The sequence below is a fragment of the Parasphingorhabdus sp. genome, from assembly GCF_036963705.1.
Taxonomy (GTDB): Bacteria; Pseudomonadota; Alphaproteobacteria; order Sphingomonadales; family Sphingomonadaceae; genus Parasphingorhabdus.
In genome coordinates this window covers 42,888-59,117 of sequence record NZ_JBALUT010000014.1, presented here as the reverse complement: position 1 = coordinate 59,117, position 16,230 = coordinate 42,888, and the positions used below count along the sequence as shown (strand labels likewise).

At 57.4% G+C, this 16,230-nt stretch carries 16 protein-coding genes; 9 read left to right on the top strand and 7 right to left on the bottom strand.

Translation table 11 applies throughout. The features are described from left to right. Positions 1–129: 129 nt before the first annotated feature. Together V7680_RS05375 and V7680_RS05370 are read right to left on the bottom strand one after the other, a co-directional pair. Complete coding sequence (locus V7680_RS05375; protein ID WP_442954975.1) at positions 130–1,365, bottom strand: NupC/NupG family nucleoside CNT transporter; 1,236 nt, start codon at positions 1,363–1,365, stop codon at positions 130–132. Positions 1,366–1,401: 36 nt separating this feature from the next. Further along, complete coding sequence (locus tag V7680_RS05370; protein ID WP_335652260.1) at positions 1,402–1,971, bottom strand: TIGR00730 family Rossman fold protein; 570 nt, start codon at positions 1,969–1,971, stop codon at positions 1,402–1,404. A 126-nt stretch (positions 1,972–2,097) separates the two neighbouring features. Here V7680_RS05370 and V7680_RS05365 point away from each other — a divergent pair, with 126 nt between their 5' ends. Beyond that, entirely contained in the window at positions 2,098–2,739 is a 642-nt protein-coding gene (locus tag V7680_RS05365; protein WP_335652259.1) for a queuosine precursor transporter, read from the top strand. A gap of 19 nt (positions 2,740–2,758) precedes the next feature. Here the strand turns inward: V7680_RS05365 and V7680_RS05360 are convergent, their stop codons facing one another. From V7680_RS05360 to V7680_RS05340, 5 genes are all read right to left on the bottom strand, one after another. After that, complete coding sequence (locus V7680_RS05360; protein WP_335652258.1) at positions 2,759–3,361, bottom strand: nucleotidyltransferase family protein; 603 nt, start codon at positions 3,359–3,361, stop codon at positions 2,759–2,761. Then, on the bottom strand, positions 3,358–3,825 hold the full coding sequence (locus tag V7680_RS05355) for a c-type cytochrome (RefSeq protein WP_335652257.1): 468 nt from the start codon (positions 3,823–3,825) through the stop codon (positions 3,358–3,360). Before V7680_RS05355 ends, V7680_RS05360 begins: the two co-directional genes overlap by 4 nt. A 13-nt stretch (positions 3,826–3,838) precedes the next feature. Continuing rightward, on the bottom strand, positions 3,839–6,046 hold the full coding sequence (locus V7680_RS05350; RefSeq protein WP_335652256.1) for a xanthine dehydrogenase family protein molybdopterin-binding subunit: 2,208 nt from the start codon (positions 6,044–6,046) through the stop codon (positions 3,839–3,841). A gap of 2 nt (positions 6,047–6,048) precedes the next feature. Further along, the gene (locus V7680_RS05345; protein WP_335652255.1) at positions 6,049–6,528 is read right to left on the bottom strand and encodes a (2Fe-2S)-binding protein; all 480 of its coding nucleotides are present in this window, start codon (positions 6,526–6,528) and stop codon (positions 6,049–6,051) included. 102 nt (positions 6,529–6,630) lie between these two features. Then, positions 6,631–7,389 carry a YciC family protein gene (locus V7680_RS05340; protein WP_335652254.1) on the bottom strand — a complete coding sequence of 253 codons (759 nt, stop codon included), beginning with the start codon at positions 7,387–7,389 and terminating at the stop codon, positions 6,631–6,633. 122 nt (positions 7,390–7,511) lie between these two features. Between V7680_RS05340 and V7680_RS05335 the strand changes: the two genes are divergently transcribed. From V7680_RS05335 to V7680_RS05300, 8 genes are all read left to right on the top strand, one after another. After that, on the top strand, positions 7,512–8,180 hold the full coding sequence (locus V7680_RS05335; RefSeq protein WP_335652253.1) for a hypothetical protein: 669 nt from the start codon (positions 7,512–7,514) through the stop codon (positions 8,178–8,180). Continuing rightward, positions 8,177–9,457 (top strand): DUF4350 domain-containing protein, encoded by a 1,281-nt coding sequence (locus V7680_RS05330; RefSeq protein ID WP_335652252.1) that lies wholly within the window; start codon positions 8,177–8,179, stop codon positions 9,455–9,457. The genes V7680_RS05335 and V7680_RS05330 overlap by 4 nt, the downstream gene beginning before the upstream one ends. After that, entirely contained in the window at positions 9,454–10,410 is a 957-nt protein-coding gene (locus V7680_RS05325) for an AAA family ATPase (protein ID WP_335652251.1), read from the top strand. The genes V7680_RS05330 and V7680_RS05325 overlap by 4 nt, the downstream gene beginning before the upstream one ends. After that, positions 10,407–11,729, top strand: coding sequence for a DUF58 domain-containing protein (locus tag V7680_RS05320; protein WP_335652250.1), 1,323 nt, complete (start codon positions 10,407–10,409; stop codon positions 11,727–11,729). The genes V7680_RS05325 and V7680_RS05320 overlap by 4 nt, the downstream gene beginning before the upstream one ends. After that, entirely contained in the window at positions 11,726–12,748 is a 1,023-nt protein-coding gene (locus V7680_RS05315; protein ID WP_335652249.1) for a stage II sporulation protein M, read from the top strand. The genes V7680_RS05320 and V7680_RS05315 overlap by 4 nt, the downstream gene beginning before the upstream one ends. Beyond that, positions 12,745–13,689, top strand: coding sequence for an RDD family protein (locus V7680_RS05310; protein WP_335652248.1), 945 nt, complete (start codon positions 12,745–12,747; stop codon positions 13,687–13,689). Before V7680_RS05315 ends, V7680_RS05310 begins: the two co-directional genes overlap by 4 nt. Positions 13,690–13,809: 120 nt before the next feature. Next, the gene (locus V7680_RS05305; protein ID WP_335652247.1) at positions 13,810–15,006 is read left to right on the top strand and encodes an acyl-CoA dehydrogenase family protein; all 1,197 of its coding nucleotides are present in this window, start codon (positions 13,810–13,812) and stop codon (positions 15,004–15,006) included. 23 nt (positions 15,007–15,029) lie between these two features. Beyond that, positions 15,030–16,163 carry an acyl-CoA dehydrogenase family protein gene (locus tag V7680_RS05300; protein WP_335652246.1) on the top strand — a complete coding sequence of 378 codons (1,134 nt, stop codon included), beginning with the start codon at positions 15,030–15,032 and terminating at the stop codon, positions 16,161–16,163. The last annotated feature ends 67 nt before the right edge of the window (positions 16,164–16,230 follow it).

Sequence of the window (16,230 nt, the reverse complement as noted above, 5' to 3'; positions counted from 1 at the left end):
ACCGATCCGTTCGGCGAAAGCGTCGCTGTCTTCGTCCGCCATGGCGAGCGAAACGGCGGCCAATGTGTCTGGGTTCTGGGTCATGCTCTTAAAATGCGCTCTCGTGTTTCTTTGTCAATCGGGTTCGGTTCAACCGAGCGACAGCAATATGCCGGCAAGCGCTGCGCTCATCAGATTAGCCAGCGATCCTGCGGCCAGTGCGCGCAGGCCCAGCCGGGCGATGACCGGGCGCTGATTGGGCGCGAGACCGCCGGTGACGGCGAGCTGGATAGCGATGCTGCTGAAATTGGCAAAGCCGCACAGGGCGAAGATGACAATGGCGTTGGTCAGCGGGGAAATGCCGTCCTGAATCTTGCCCAGTTCGATGAAGGCGACAAATTCGTTGAGCACGATCTTGGTACCAAACAGACCGCCTGCGCCCAGCGCTTCGTTCCACGGCACGCCGAGCAGAAACATGATTGGAGCGAAAATATAACCGATGACCAACTGGAAGCTGAGGTCGGGCATGCCAAACCAGCTGCCAATCCCGCCCAGCAGGCCGTTGGCCATTGCGACCAGCGCGACAAAGGCGAGCACCATCGCGCCGACCGCAACCGCCAGTTTGACACCGGTCTGAGCGCCCATCGCTGCAGCCATGATGATGTTGGCCGGCTTTTCGTCTTCATATTCGACCGCGACCAGCAGTTCTTCGGGGGCTGGATCATCGGGATTGTCCGGCATGATGATCTTGGCCATCAATATCCCGCCAGGAGCCGACATGAAGGCGGCGGCGAGCAGATAATCGACCCGAATCCCCATGGCAGCATAAGCCGCCAAAATTGTGCCAGCGACACCGGCCATGCCGACGCTCATCACGGTGAACAGCTGCGACTGGGTCAGGCTGGCGAGATAGGGACGGATAACCAAAGGCGACTCCGACTGGCCGACGAAAATATTCGCCGCCGCGCACAGCGATTCAACCTTCGATATGCCGGTCACCTTCTGGATCGCGCCGCCGACCCATTTGATGATGAACTGCATGATGCCCAGATAATATAGGATCGAAATCAGCGCCGAGAAAAAGATGATTACCGGTAACGCCGCTATCGCAAAGCTGTTGCCGCCCAGTTCGGGAGAGGCGAGCGGGCCAAAGATAAAATTGGTGCCGGCCGATGCGTAGCCAAGCAGGCTGGAAACACCGAACGCCATGGCTTCGATGATCCGTTTCCCGGCAGGAATATAAAGCACGATGACGGCAATTCCGGCCTGCAGCGCGAAAGCTGCGCCAACCACCCGGAATCGGATATTCCGCCGTCCGGTCGAGAGGCCAAAGGCGATCAGCAGGATCAACGCCATGCCGGCAATGCTTGTCAGGATGGGTATCATCGGTTTTTTCCAGTCAAATTTTCAGCGCAACAGGGCTCACCAGGTGAAACTGCCGGTCTCGCTATTGCAGGCCGCCGCAAGGCGATCGAGGCAGTCGTCGATATTGTCGGACACGATCAGATGTTTGCGCCGTTCGGCCGAAACGAACCCCTGTTCCGACATTTTGTCGAGAAAATCGATCAGCGAATCCCAGTAGCCACCAATATTCAATATCGCGAATGGCTTGTTATGATAGCCGAGCGCGTTCCAGCTCCAGGCCTCGAACAATTCATCCATCGTGCCGACTCCACCCGGCAAGGCGACAAAGGCATCGGTCAAGTCGGTCATCTTGGCTTTGCGTTCGTGCATATTCTGGACGATGTGCAGCTCTGTGACCCCTTGATGGGCGACTTCGAGATCTTTCAGCATTTCCGGAATAACGCCGTGGACCCGGCCGCCTTCGGCGAGCACAGTGTCGGCAATAATCCCCATCAGGCCGAGCCTGCCGCCGCCATAGACCAGATCGACATGGCGAGCTGCCATGGTCTTGCCAAGCAATATCGTCGCTTCGGCATAGGCCGGGTCTTGTCCGGCATTGGCGCCGCAATATACTGCAAGTCTCTGCAAACTGTCCCCCGATCGTGCGACTTAATGGGCCGCGTCCTGCTGCTTTCAATATTCTTTTCCCTATAGAAAAAATCGCACCTGTGACTATTTCTTTTTTTTCGTCGCAGACCGCGCTAGGCAATCGCGATGATTGAAACTGCAAAAACCAACCTCATCCCGCGATCCCTGTTTGTCTTCGCCGTGCTTTATGGCGGGATGACCTGCATTGCCGGAATATTGGGTGCGAAACAGGTCGCGCTTGGGCCCTTGGCCGTCGAATCGGGGATTTTTCCGTTTCTGCTTCTGGTCGTATTATCCAGCGCAGTCGCGGAATTGCATGGCCGGGATGTTGCCAACCGGCTGGTCCGCTTCGGCTTCATTCCTCTGATCACCGCGATCATATTGATCCAGATCGTGCTGGCATTGCCGACCGACCCGGGGATGTACGAACCAGCGAAAGAAGCCTTTCCGATCATTCTTTCCCAAGGCGCACGGCTGATGTTTGCCGGGATTATCGCTTATGGTGTGTCGCAGTTTCTCAACGTCTATATCTTTTCCCGTCTGGCCAATATGAAAGGCGCGATGCTGGCATTGCGCGCTGCCATTGCCAGCGCCTTGTCGCAACTTGTCGATACGGTCATTTTCATCACCATCGCTTTCTATGGCGAGCGCCCGATCGGCCAATTGCTGCTTGGTCAGGGTTCGGCCAAGGTCGTCTTGTCCTTCCTGCTGGTACCATTTTTGATCATCTTCTTCGTGAAACTGGGGCAAAGACTGGATCGCGACTGAATCCATTTTTAGCCAATAGCTATTTGCTCTGTTTGAAGTTTCGGTTAGCGTCTGCCAAATCTTCCGGTGTGTCGATATCCGTCAGCAGCTGATCGCTGCCCGCAATTAAAAGAGCATCGCCCAGGAGCTTTCTAGCCCCAGCATCTCCTGTCAGGTCCAATAGCGTTTCCAGCGCGCCGGAAGGAAAAATTGCCGGTGGCATCGGCTGTTCGTGGCGGGCGGATGCAATGGTGCGGGTCCCGCCTTCTTGCTCGAAGGCAGCAATCAGTCTTCCGATATGCCCGTTTGTTACAAAAGGCATGTCGGCAAGCATGATGCACAATGCGCTGGCTCCGGATGCAATCGCCTGGGCAGCGGCGAGGCGGACAGATGTTGCCTGACCTTGTGCGGCGGCTTCATTGGCGATCATTTGATAGCCGAGCGCACCCCATTGCGGCGCACAATCATGTGCGGGCGAACCGATCACAAGCTTCCGGGCGAAGGGAAGGTCCGAGGCAGCATCGGCTGCGTACAGGCCCAGCATCTTGTCGCCCAGCAAGGCGCTGAGCTTGTCCTTATCACCGAATCTGCTCGATTGTCCGGCAGCCAGCAGCGCCAGCATGATGCCGAAGCTCTCGTTCAATTGGTGGTAGCACTTTCGATATAGGCGATGACTGCCTGTCGTTTGGCCTGATCCGCAATTGCGCCGGCAACCATCGTCGTGCCGGGAATTTTTGCGGCTGGATCGGCGATATAGCTGTCCAGTTCGGCTGCGGTCCAGGTGACGCCCGATGCCTTTAGCGCATCGGAATAGTTAAAGCCGGCAACAGACCCGGCCGCTTTGCCGACAATCCCGAAGAGATTGGGGCCAGCGCCATTGGGCGCGCCCTGTTCCAGCGTGTGGCAGGCAGCGCAATTGGCGAATGCCGCTTTTCCATCGGCGAGCATCGTGTTGGCCGGAGCAGCATCGGTCGCGGCAGCACTTGCCACCGGTGTGGCTCCCGGTTCGCGGACGATGATCTGTTCCACTGGTCCCGGTGCAGGATCGGCACCGCATGCGGCGAGCAGAAAAATGGAAAGGCAGGCAAGGTTTCGCGCTGTGGTCATGTCTAGACTCCGATCAGGCAAAGCTATGTTTGGATAAAGGCAGTTCACGAATGCGCGTACCGGTGGCAGCAAAAATCGCGTTGGTGACGGCCGGTGCAATCGGCGGCAGGCCGGGTTCACCGCCACCGCCGAGACGTTCGTGATCGCCGTTGATCAGCGCCACTTCAACGTCGGGCATTTCGTCGATCCGGAGCATCGGATAGTCGTGGAAATTGCTTTGCTGGACCGCGCCGTCCTTGATCGTGATATCGCCATAGAGCGCTGCTGTCAGACCATAGACAATCGCGCTTTCCATCTGCGCGGTAAAACCGTCGGGATTGATGACAAAACCGGGATCTGCAGCGACATAGACTTTTGTCACCTTCGGCTTGGGTCCGCTCATGTCGACTTCGGCAACCTGTGCGACAATCGATCCGAAGGACGGCACAAAGGCGATACCGCGACCATGTTTTTCGGGAAGCGGGCTGCCCCAGCCCGACATTTTCGCGGCGGTCTCGAGTACCTTCAAATGGCGCGGCGATTCTGCCAGCAGTTCGCGGCGGAAGGCATAGCCATCCTTGCCGGCAGCATGGGCCATTTCGTCGACAAAGGATTCGATGAAGAATCCGTGCTGGCTGTGATCGACCGAACGCCAGGGCCCAAAGCGCAGATGCATTGGCACATCGACCTTGCGGATCTTGTGACTGGCGATGTTATAATAAGGCACGGTCGGCGCGTCTGCGGGATCAAAGAGATGGGTGTGGATATTGTCCCAGCTGACCAGTTTTCCGTCCTTGTCGAGCCCGCCCTTGAAGCGACTGGTCGCCGACGGACGATAATGATCCTGCGCCGTGTCCTCTTCCCGCGACCAGATCATCTTGACCGGATAGCCGGTTGCCTTGGCAATCCGCGTCGCCATGATGATAGCGTCGCTGTTGGACCGGCGTCCGAAACCGCCGCCAAGATAGGCGTTATGATAGGTCACATCCTCGAACGGCAGGCCGGCGGCATCGGCGGCTGCCTGACGCGCATTGACCGGTGCCTGATGGCCCGACCATACGTCGCATTTGCCGTCGCGCACCCAGGCGGTGCAGTTCATCGGCTCCATCGTCGCGTGGGCAAGAAACGGCACTTTATACTCCGCTTCGACCTTGGTTGCTGCCTCGGCAAAGCCCTTGGCGACATCGCCCGCTTCGGTCTGCATATCGCCGCCGTCTTCACCGGCCTCGTCGAGATGGCTGGCGTAACGGGCGAAGATTGCGTCCTGATCAAGGCTGTCGCCTTCGGTTTTGCTATATTGGGTGTCGATCGTACCCAGCGCTTGCTGCGCCTGCCAATAGCCGTCGGCCACCACGGCGACAAAATCGCCCATGTTGAGGATCTGCAGCACGCCGGGCATGGTCTTGGCGGTGGTTGCATCCATCGATTCAACCGTGGCGCCTATCACCGGAGGGGCCTTGACCGCTGCATATTTCATCCCCGGGACATCGGCATCTATGCCGAAAACCGCACTGCCATCGACCTTTTCCGGAATATCGTGGCGGGCCTTTGGCTGACCCATGATCTTGTAATTTTCTGGTGATTTGAGCTTGGGCTTGGCGGGCAGGCTTTGCTCCGCTGCGGCGAGGGCAAATGTCGCAAAGGGTTCGGACTTGCCGCTCTTGGCATGGATGAGCATGCTGTCCGCGGTGCTGATTTCGCTTGCCGGAACTTGCCATTCGCTGGCTGCGGCTGCCACCAGCATTTCGCGGGCTGCGGCGCCGGCGGTGCGCATCGCGCGCTGGCCGGTGGCGCGGACCGAGTAACTGCCGCCGGTAAATTGCAGGCCCATTGCCTGCGCCAGTTCCAATATGCCGCCCGCGACCGTCGGTTCGAACAGCGCCGGGACCTGGAGATTGGGAAACAGAAAATCGCGGCCGATCGAATCGGATACATATTGCATGTCGGCAGGCGCTTCGAGAATCTGCACCTTGTTCCAGTCGGCATCCATCTCGTCCGCCAGCATCTGGGCCAGTGCTGTATAGACTCCTTGCCCCATTTCGACATGCGGGATGACGGCGGTGACGACATTGTCGGTATCGACCTTGACCCAGGCGTTGAGCAGTTGTTCATTCTCGCCGTTTGTGAGTAGCGGACTCAGCCGGTCGATCGGATTGCCCTGACGGACCGCTACGCCGACAACCAGTGCGCTACCGGCAACTACACCGGCTCCGATGAACGCGCGTCTTGACCATTTGCCCATGACTACGCCTCCACTTTCGCGGGTTGTTCGATGCCGGCAGCCGCCTTGATCGCCTTGCGTATCCGGCCATACATGCCGCAGCGGCAGACATTGCCGGCCATGGCAGCATCGATCTGCGTGTCGGTTGGTTGGGGATTTTCCTTGAGCAATGCAGTGGCCGACATGATCTGGCCCGATTGGCAATAGCCGCATTGCGGAACCTGCGCTTCGATCCAGGCCTGCTGGACCTTGTGCAAAGTGCCGTCTTCGCTGGCGAGGCCTTCGATGGTGGTGATTGTCTTGCCTTCAGCGGCGGAAAGCGGCGTCGAGCAGCTGCGGATCGGCTTGCCATCGAGATGTACGGTGCAGGCGCCGCACTGGGCGATGCCGCAGCCGAACTTGGTGCCGGACATTTTCAGATTCTCGCGCACAACCCATAATATTGGTGTCGCCGGGTCGACATCGACCTCTTTGCTTTGACCGTTGACGTTCAGCTTGATCATGGAAGTTTCACCCGGGTGATTGAATGGCAATATGCAACCTATAGGCAATTAAGCCTCTTATGCCAACAATCCTGTTGGCTGGTGCGAGTCGACTGTTCCGGTTCAGGCAAACACATCTGCCAGCGCGTCTGTGTTGCCGCCTTCTTTCACTATGCGAAGATCAACATAGACCGCAGCAATACCTGTCCCCTGTATCGCGCCGGAAAGGGTGTTGATGATCAATCCAGCGATCGCGATTGCGGTGGTGCCGGCAAAAGCAAAAGGGATCATGAACATTCCCAATATCATGGTGATAATGATGTAGACGATGAACAAAAGCACAATCCAGCGTTTTGAACCCTTGGTCAGTTCCGCACTGCGCTTCAATGAATCGATAATTCCTTTGTCTTCAGCCATCATGACCGGCGAGGCTACAATCCACATCAGCGCCAGTATGAGGCCGGGGATGACGAGCAACATCATGCCAAGCATGATGCCCAATATCATTAATATCGCCAGACCGATCAGAGGCACTATTTTGACGACCGCATGGCCGATACATTCGCCCAGACTGACTTTTTGTCCATTGAGGTCCTTGACCGTGGCGATGATGAATGTGGCCTGCAATAGAACCGATAATATGATGAACAAGAGCCATCCGCCGAACGCCGCTGCCATCAACGACGGGGAATCGAACATCGCCATCATCGCGGCTGCGTCGCTGCCAGCCATCGAAGTGCCGGTCGCCAACTGAATAAGCGACTGGGGCAGAGCGACGATCAAGAATGACAGGCCGAGGAAGATCAACGGATTGCGCGCAATCACGCCCAAAGTGTTATTGAGCACCCTGCCAATATCCAAATGTTGTGCTGTGTCCGCCATCTCATATCCCCCTTTTTTGTTGTCTGTTGGTCAAGTTGTCATAATTTATACTAGAGGTAAAGCTTAACAAAACGACGATCTTCGCCCTTGCCCGATCGGCTTGTTTCTGCAACATCTTCACCGTGGCAACGGACGCACAAGTACAAGGTGACAGTAACACCGCTTCTTTCAACGTTGCTTGGGACGAGGTAAGCGCTGACGCGGATATCCAGTTCACGCCAACCCCGGTCCCCAAGCCGCCGGAATCACCGCAATGGTGGCTGGATTTTGTCGACTGGCTTGGCGAATTGCTCAAGCCTGTGTTCGAAATTGTCGCTGAGGCTTGGCCGATATTACGCATCCTTTTGATGCTTCTGCTCGCAGCCGGTGTGCTGACGTTATTGTGGATCATTATAGCGCCTTATGTCGAACAACGGCGCGGCCGGAAACGTCCGGCGAGGGATGACTGGCAACCGCAACCGGCAGAAGCCCGGGAATTGCTCGCGCAGGCAGAGGCGCTGGCCGCCAAGGGACAATTTGATCAGGCGGTTCACCTGCTGCTCCATCACAGCATTGACGATATCGAAAAACGGCGGCCGGATTTGCTGCGTCCATCGAGCACATCACGCGAGATCGAGCGGTTTGAAAGTCTGCCCGAAACCGCGCGAGCGATGTTTGCGGTGATCGCAGGCCAGGTCGAGCGCGGCATATTCGCAGCTCTGCCGATTGACGAAAGCGGTTGGCGGGTATCGCGGGATGCCTATGCCGGTTTTGCGCTGAAGGAAACCTGGCGGAAAGCGGGGAAAGGATGAGCGTTCAGGCGAACCCCTTCCGGCGGACGACGATCATGATCATGTTTGCCGTCGGCTTTTCGGCGTTCATCGTGCTGCTCTATGGACTGGGTGCGGCTGATCCGCTTGCTTCGGGTAAAAACGGCGATGCGCACGGTGCTTCCAACAGCATCGTCGGCTATAAGGCGCTCGCCAACCTGCTCGAAAAAACCGGTGTGCCGGTGCAATATTCCCGATCTCAGGCGGGTATGGATAATGGCGGTCTGCTGATTTTGACACCAGGTCCGTTTACCCCCGCTGCAGAAATTGATGCCGTGATCCAGCAGCGAGCCTATGTCGGACCGACAATGATCATCCTGCCCAAGTGGCAGATCGGCACGAGCCCCGACTTGCAGAAGGGCTGGGTCCACCGTGGAGAACCGTGGGGCGGAAATCCCGGCACAGAAATGCTGAAAGATCTGGTCGAGGTCAATATCACCGTCGAGGACAAGTCCCTGGCCGGACGCTCGGTGGCGTCCTCGGTGGGGGGTAGAGTGAAGGCGCCCGAAATGCCGGTCACGATCAAGGGAGATACCGTTCGCACCGTTGTGCGGGGGCCGTCGTCCGAGGGTGCATTGGTCGCCTATCTTGATGACGGGGGCGTTTACGACCAGCTGGACAGCCTGGATGCATCACAAATTGCGGTTGAAGAGGAGATTGATGAATCCTTCTACCCGGTGGTGATCGTCGCCGATGCCGACCTGCTCAACAATGCCGGCATGGCCGACAAACCAACCGCGCGTCATGCTCTGGCATTGATCAAGGCGGTTGCAACCGCCAGCGATGGCGATGTGACCTTCGATCTTACCTTCAACGGCCTGGGGAGCGCGGAGAATTTGCTGACTCTGGCTTTTGCGCCGCCGTTTCTTTCCGCGACCATTTGCCTGATCACCGCCGCACTGGCTGCGGTGTGGATGGCGTTCAACCGCTTCGGGCCGCCGATCATGGAAAAACGCAGCATGGATTTCGGTAAATCCGCTCTGGTCAACAACAGCGCCGCTTTTATCAGCCGTATGCAGCGCGGATATCTGGTCACCGATCCCTATGCCGAGATTATAAGGACGCAAGCGGCCAAGGCAGTCGGGATCAGCCCGAAAGCGACCGAACAGGAAATCCATCAACGACTGGATGCACTGGGGGAGAGCGGCGGAAATAGCTTCTCCGCCTTGTTCCAACAGCTCGTTCGCGCGCGCAAGCCACAAGAAATAGCTGACGGGGCCGCAGCCCTTCACGCCTGGAAAAAGGAAATTATCGGATGAATATCGACGAACTCAAGTCTCTGGCAGACAATATCCGGGGTCAGGTGGCCAAGGCGATCATCGGGCAGGAAGAAATTGTCGACCATCTGCTGATTGCGCTGTTTTCGTCCGGCCATGTGCTGCTCGAAGGGCCGCCGGGGACAGCGAAAACCTTTCTGGCGCAATGTTTTTCGGCCACGCTCGGCCTGGATTTCGGGCGTATCCAGTTCACCCCCGATCTGATGCCCGGTGACATTATCGGGTCCAACCTGTTCAACTTCCAGACCAGCAATTTCACTCTGACCCGGGGGCCGATTTTCTGCGACTTGCTGCTCGCCGACGAAATCAACCGTACGCCGCCGAAAACACAGGCGGCGATGCTGGAGGCGATGCAGGAACGGTCGGTGACGATCGATGGCGAAACCCACGCGCTCGGTTCGCGCTTCATGGTTGTTGCCACCCAGAACCCGATCGAACAGCAGGGCGTCTATCCGCTACCCGAGGCCCAGCTCGACCGGTTCCTGTTCAAGCTTCTGGTCGAATATCCCGATGCCGAGGAAGAGAAGCAGATCGTTATTCAATATGGCGAGCGCGTTGGCGCGCCGGTGCCAAAGGACTTCGGCATTGAAACGCAGGCAGATGGTGCGATGCTGACTGCCGCGAGCGAGGTGGTGAAGTCGGTGAAGCTGGTCGAGGATGTGGTAGACTATGTCGTCCGTCTGATCCGGGCGACCCGCGAAACCGCCGATCTTGAAAATGGGGCCAGTCCGCGCGCGGCGATCATGCTGGCCAATGCGGCGCGGGCACGGGCGGCGATTGCCGGCCGAGACTATGTCATTCCCGATGATGTCAAAGCGCTGGCGCCATCGGTGCTCCGCCACCGGACCATGCTTTCTCCGGCAGCCGAGATTGAAGGCCGTCAGATCGACAGCATTATCACCGGGCTGGTCGAACGGACGGAAGCGCCTCGTTGAATTTCTACCCGACCGGGCGGGCCATCTGGCTCATTGCGCTTGGTGCGCCGATCGCTGCGGTCCTGGCGGCGATCATCCCGTCGCTGTGGGCGATTGGTGCTGGCTGGGCGGCGATGCTGCTGCTCCTGCTCATTCTCGATGGACTGGTCGCTGCCAAGGCAAACGAGGTGCGTTTGACGGTGTCGAGCAGCACTGAGATTGGTGAACCGCTCTTCCTGGGACTGGCGGCGGATTTTTCCGGAAAGATCGGGCCGCGGAAATTGTTCGGCAATCTCGGTCTGGACGAGCGGCTGGCGGAGGATGGAACGGTCGCCTTCTCCCTGAGCCGGAGCGCTGCAGATGGTTATTCCTATTCCGGGCAGGCGACCACAGTTCCCGCCAGACGAGGGATTGGAGACATCGGCAAGCTGTGGTTGAGATGGACCGGGCCGCTTGGTCTGGCCTGGCGGCAGATTCAAAAGCAGAGCAATCAGAGTGTCGCGGTGATGCCGAATATTTCGGCGGTGCGCAGTCCAACGCTGCAAATGTTCATGCGCGATTCGATATTCGGTTTGCTCGCGCGGAAAATTCGCGGCGAAGGCAGTGAATTTGAAGCCCTGTCCGAATATCAGCCGGGCATGGACCGGCGCAGCATCGACTGGAAAGGATCGGCCCGGCACAGCAAATTGCTGGCCAAGGAATTTGACACCGAGCGCAACAACCAGATTGTTTTCGCGCTGGATTGCGGGTCGGCCATGTGCGAACCGGTTGACGGCTTGCCGCGTATCGACCGGGCGGTCTCAGCGGCACTGCTGACTGCCTATATCATGCTCAAGGCGGGCGACCGGGCCAGCCTGTTCAGCTTTGCCGCCAAACCCGAACTGTCGACACCCTTTCTCTCCGGTAGTCGAAATTTTTTCCGGTTGCAGCAGGAAGCGGCGACCATCGACTATCGCCATCAGGAGAGCAATTACACATTGGCGCTGTCGAGCTTGCAGCACCGGCTCAAGCGGCGCTCGCTGATCATCATCTTCACCGACTTCACCGATCCGACCGCAGCCGATCTGATGCTCGAGGCGGCAGGCCGGTTGATCGACAAGCATCTGGTGCTCTTCGTGGTTCTTGAGGACCGGGAACTGACCTTGATTATCGACAAGCCGCCCGAGAGCGCGGAGGATGTCGTGCGAGCGGTGACCGCGCAAAATTTGCTCGATCAGAAAAAACTGGTGCTGACCAAACTCAGGCACATGGGAATTGATGTAATCGAGGGAGCGCATCAGGAAATCGGACCGCGACTGATCAACTCCTACCTCAAGATCAAAAGGCGGGGCGCCCTGTGAGTACAGAACAGGCATTGAGCGCAGCGGTGTTGCGGAGCGACCGCTTCCGGCTGGAGCGGGAGGCGGACTGGATCCGGCTGGAAGATATTGTCACCAAGATGGAGAAGGGCAAGAATCGGCGGCTGTCTGATGACGATGTGCTGGCGCTGCCGACCCTGTACCGCACATTATTGTCCAGCCTGTCGATCGCCCGGGAAAATTCGCTCGACGCCGGCCTGATCGACTATCTCGAAGGTCTGGCGCTGCGGTCCTATTTTCTGGTCTACGGCACCCAGACCAGTTTCGGCCGCTGGCTTGGCAGCTTTTTCGGCGGCGGCTGGAGTCGCGCGGTTCGCGCCATCCATCTCGATATCTGGATTGCCTTGTCGGTGATGATCGCCGGAGCGGCGATAGGCTATATACTGGTCGCTGGGGATAGTGACTGGTTCTATGCTCTGGTACCGGGAGGTTTCTCCGAAGTGCGGGTACCGGGCGCGACTGAAGAAGCACTGCGCGGGACGCTTTTCGGCACCGAGGAATCCGATGGCCTGGGTGTGTTTGCGGCATTTCTTTTCAGCAACAACGCGCAGGTCGCGATTCTAGCCTTTGCGCTAGGATTTGCCTTTGCCATTCCCAGCATATTGCTGCTGATTCACAATATGGCGCTACTCGGAGCGATGCTCTGGGTGTTCGCGCAACGCGGCCTGACGGTCGATTTTGTCGGCTGGTTGTCGATTCACGGCACGACCGAACTATTCGCGATTCTGCTGGCTGGTGCGGCAGGAATTCATGTCGGTCGTTCTATGGCCTTTCCTGGCGCGCGTTCCCATCTCAAGGCTGCCAGCGATGCCGGCAAGCGGGCGGCTCTGGTGATGGCAGGCGTCATCATCATGCTGGTCTGCGCCGGATTGCTCGAGGGTTTTGCCCGTCAGCTTATCAACAATACCGCGGGCCGCTTTGGCGTTGGCGGCGGGATGCTGCTGCTATGGCTTGTCTATTTCATCGGCTTTGGCCGGGACAGGCGGAGGCCCAACGCATGAGTCGCAGCAAAGCCGTCGACCCCTGGATTCGCCATTCCGCCGATCCGAAACTCGACCGTATCATGGTTACGCCGGAGGGTGTCCCGCTCAATGTCACGATTGCCAGTGCCGGTGCAAGGGCCGGAGCTCTGCTGCTCGATCTGATATTCATCCAGCTTGTCTCAACGGTGATCGCGCTTTTATGTCTGGCTTTGGCATTTCTTCTTTTTGCGGGAGGCGACGATTTTTTTGATCTGGATGGTCCGTTGGGAGTCGTCGGGATTTTCTATTTCATAGCCAATTTTCTGTTACTCAACGGCTATTTCATATATTTTGAATTGGGGCACAGGTCGGCTACTTGGGGAAAAAGGATCGTCGGGATTCGGGTCGCCAGTCGTGACGGAAGTCGCCTGACCGCAGAAGCGGTTATCGCCCGCAACATTGTTCGTGCGGTCGAACTTTTCCTGCCATTGACCTTTTTGACTTCGGCAGGAGCCGACGGGACGATGACGGATTTCACCGCCTGGGCCGGGTTTCTCTGGGTGTTGATGTTTCTGCTCTTTCCGTTGTTCAACAAGGATCGGCTACGCGGCGGTGACGTGATCGCCGGGACCTGGGTGATCCAGAATGTGAAAAGAAATCTCGGTGATATTGTCGCACCTTCGGTGGCACAGATATCGTCAGACGGGGCTCCTGTTGCTGGGCGCTATCAATTTTCCGATGCAGAATTGTCGGTCTATGGCGAATATGAATTGCAGACATTGGAAAATGTCCTGCGCAGCGACCAGGATGAAGCGCTTGAAAAGGTTGCGACTTCCATTTGCCAGAAAATCGGATGGGAACCGGGCAGCGGGGACGAGCGGGCTTTCCTCGAGGCTTATTATACCGCGCTGCGGGCCCGACTGGAGCGGAGTATGAAATTCGGCAAGCGGCGCAAGGACAAGTTTTCGCCGCACGAGTAAAGTGGACAAATGGCAGCGATCCGGCGGTTCCGTAGCGTCACCTTAATCGCTTGGTTAATTGCTTGTTTTCGGCGGGTTTCGCCCTATAGTCCAGCCAAATTCTGACCAAGGAGCATTCCCATGAATCTGGAATTCACAGAAGAAGAAAAAGCCTTTCGCGCAGAAGTGCGTGAATTTATTGAAAATAATTATCCCGAGAATATCGGCACGCGCGGAGTTCAGGATGACCTGAGTCCCCAGGATATGCTCGCCTGGCACAAGATTCTCGGCAAAAAGGGCTGGTCCGTTCCGGCCTGGCCGACGGAATATGGCGGCACCGACTGGACGCCGACCCAGCGCTATATCTGGTCGGAAGAAAATGCGCGGAAAAACACCGTGATGCCATTGCCTTTCGGCGTCGCGATGGTCGCGCCGGTGATTTACACATTCGGAAATGAAGAGCAGAAAGCCCAGCATTTGCCCGGCATTAGATCGGGTGAAGTATGGTGGTGTCAGGGCTATTCGGAACCTGGTGCGGGCTCCGATCTGGCGTCGTTGAAAACGACCGCCGTGCGCGATGGCGATGATTATATCATCAACGGCCAGAAGACCTGGACGACATTGGCGCAACATGCGGACTGGGGATTCTTCCTCTGCCGCACCGATCCGGACGCACCCAAGCCGCAAATGGGCATCAGCTTCATTCTCGTCGACATGAAGACCCCCGGAATTGAAGTGCGCCCGATCAAGCTGATCGACGGTGGCTATGAAGTGAACGAAGTGTGGCTCACCGATGTCCGCGTGCCTGCGACCAATTTGATTGGTGAAGAGAATAAGGGCTGGACCTATGCCAAGTTCCTGCTCGCGCACGAACGCTCCGGCATTGCCGGCGTCGCCCGTTCCAAACGCGGTGTCGAACAGCTCAAGGAAATCGCAGCCTCCGAATTGCTCGACGGCAAGCCTCTGATCGAAGATATGGGTTTTGCCCAGAAGATCAGTCAGCTGGAAATCGACCTCTCGGCGTTGGAAATCACCGAATTGCGGACGCTCGCCGGCGAACAGGCTGGCAAGGGACCGGGACCGGAAAGTTCCTTGTTGAAAGTCAAAGGCACGGAAATCCAGCAGCGCCTGACCGAACTGACACTGGAAGCGGTCGGCCATTATGGCACGCCCGATTTCCGCAGTTTCCCGGATGATGGTTCGAACGACTTCCCGATTGGTCCGGACTATGCCCATCATGCTGCGCCGACTTATTATAATATGCGCAAGACATCGATCTATGGCGGATCCAACGAGATCCAGCGCAATATCATCACCAAAATGATCCTCGGCCTCTAACGGACCGATACAGGAGAAATATAATGGATTTCGATTTTACCGACGAACAAAATATGGTGCGCGACGGAATTTCGCGCCTAATCCGTGAGCAATATGACTGGGATACGCGCCGCGGCGTGATTGAAAGCGACGCTGGCTGGCGTCCGGAATTTTGGGCGCAACTGGCCGAACTCGGTATGCTTGCTGCGCCGTTCTCGGAAGAAGACGGCGGCTTTGGTGGAGCGACCGAAGCGATGATCATCATGGAAGAATTCGGCAAAGGTCTTGCGGTCGAGCCGTTCATTCCAAGCGTGGTCTGCGCCGGTGGTTTTCTGAAGCATGGCGGTAGTACAGCACAGCGCGAAGAATATATCGGCGGAATCATTTCCGGCGAGATGGTCTTTGCTTTTGCCTATGCCGAACCGCGCGGCCGCTATGATCTCGCTAATTTGGAAACCACGGCTAAGGCCGATGGTGGCGATTATGTCCTGAACGGCCACAAGGCTGTTGTCATTGGCGCGCCTTGGGCGACCCATTTTGTCGTTACTGCGCGCACATCAGGCGGACAGACCGACAAGGACGGCATCTCCGTATTTGTCGTCGATAAAGCCGCCCAAGGAGTGAGCACGCGCGACTATGCGACGGTCGACGGCCGCCGCGCTTCCGAGGTCTATTTCGAAAATGTGAAAGTCTCTGGCGATTCGCTGATTGGCGACGCCGGCAATGGACTGCCACTGATCGAGAAGGTCGTTGACGAAGCAACTGCTGCGGTTTGCGCCGAAGCGGTCGGCGCGATGAAGGTGACCAACGCAACAACGCTCGATTATTCGCGCCAGCGCAAGCAGTTCGGTACACCGATCGGTTCCTTCCAGGTGCTTCAGCACCGGATGGCGGACATGCTGATGGAATATGAGCAGTCGGTATCGATGTGTTATCTTGCAACGATCAAGCTTGATGAAGATGACGCGACGCGTAAGAAAAACGTCTCTGCAGCCAAGGTCCGTATCGGCCAGGCCGGACGCTTTATCGGCCAGTCGGCCATCCAGACCCATGGCGGCATGGGCATGACTGACGAGCTAGCGGTGGGCAGCTATTTCAAGCGCTTGTCGATCATCGAAGGCGAATTCGGCAGCGTCGATCATCATATGCGGCGGCATATCGCCTTGGCCGCAGCCTGATAGTCGAGCCCAACCCAAATAAAAAGGGGGCGAACCAAGCCGGTTCTGCCCCCTTTTTTTGTCCGTA